Genomic DNA, 1501 nt, shown 5'->3' with positions numbered 1-1501 from the left:
CGGGTCAGACATCCCTGGAGCCGGAATGTCAAGCGGCGAGGTCGTGTTGCCGGTGTGACCATGCGGTTGCTTGGTCGTAGGTGGTGTGGGTTTTCAGGCATCCATGGAGGATGCCGACCAGGCGGTTGCCGACCTGGCGGAGGGCGGCGTTGTGGCTGACGTCGCGGGCTTTGAGCTGGTCGTAGTAGGCGCGGACGGCCGGGTCGTGCAGGATCGCGGCGCCGGCCTGCATGTGGAGGGCGTCGATGAGCCGGTCGTTGTGGATGAACCGGGCGTGGACGGTCTTGGACTTGCCGGATTGCCGGGTGATCGGTGAGGTCCCGGCATAGTTCTTGCGTGCCTTGGCACTGGCGTAGCGGTCTTCCGCGTCGCCGAACTCCGCGAGCACCCGGGCGCCGAGGATGGCGCCGATGCCGGGCTGGCTGAGGAGGATCTCAGCGTCCGGGTGCCGGCCAAAATGGGCCTCGACCTGCCGTTCGAGGGCGTTGATCTGGGTGTTCAGGGTCTGCAGGACCGCGACGGTCGCCGACACGGTGGCCGCGTAAGCGGAAGCGACCAGGTCGCTTTGCCCGAGATGCTCGGCGCGGAGTTCGGCCTGGATCGCAGCGGCCTTGGCGGGCTTGTCGCGGTGCCCCTTGAGCGCCGCGGTGATCTGGTTGACGGTCAGCCTCGCCGCGGCCTGCGGGGTGGGGGCCTTGGCCAGCAGGACGAGCACGGCCGTGCTGGTGAGGCCGAGAGCCTTGTAGGCCGTGAGCGCGGCGGGGAAGTAGTCCCGCAGCGCCGAGCGCATCCGCAGCATGTGGCGGGTCCGTTCCCAGATCATCGTCTGATGCGCGCGGGCGACGACCTTGACCGCCTCGGCCTCGTCGGAGTCGCCGGCGACCTCGCGGAGCTGGTGGCGGCGGGTGCGGACCATGTCGGCCAGCGCGTGCGCGTCGGCCTTGTCGCTCTTGGCGCCGGAGTTGCCCATCACCTCGCGGTGCCGGGCGGCCTGCCTGGGATTCACCCCGAACACCCGGTACCCGGCCGCGACCAGCGCCCGCACCCACGGCCCCCGGTCGGTCTCGATACACACCAGCACCTCGGCCGGCTCGGCGTCCTCAGGCAGGAACGAGGCGACCAACTCGTGGAACCGGGCCACCCCGGCAGCGCCCTCGGGCAGACGGGCCCGCTTGACCGCCCGGCCCTGCTCGTCCTGCACCTCCACATCATGGTGGTCCTCGGCCCAGTCATCACCGACGAACAGCACGCGATCCCCCAACCCCTCGACTACATGATCAAGCAGCCGGCAGGAGCCAGTCGGCGTGCTAATGGACCAGTACTCACGCCACCAGGGCGGGCACGACATCCCATCAGTGATCAAGACCCCTGACCACTGGTGAGGGCACGGTCTGACCCCAGGACTCACGATGGTCCAGCGGACGAAAGTGCTCGCTCACCAGCGGCTACCAGGCACCGAGTCTGCCCGATCAGCCGACCCGGTAGCTCCCATTAGCGGGCG

General features: G+C 69.2%; 1 protein-coding gene. It reads right to left on the bottom strand.

What is annotated here, in order from left to right; all coding sequences use genetic code 11:
- Window positions 1-28: 28 nt before the first annotated feature.
- Window positions 29-1249, bottom strand: a complete 1221-nt coding sequence (locus AB0H21_RS40870; RefSeq protein WP_358527480.1) for an IS110 family transposase — start codon at window positions 1247-1249, stop codon at window positions 29-31.
- Window positions 1250-1501 lie beyond the last annotated feature (252 nt).

This window comes from Sphaerisporangium sp. NPDC051011 (assembly GCF_040653595.1).
Lineage (GTDB): Bacteria > Actinomycetota > Actinomycetes > Streptosporangiales > Streptosporangiaceae > Sphaerisporangium.
This window is presented reverse-complemented; position numbering and strand designations above follow the sequence as displayed.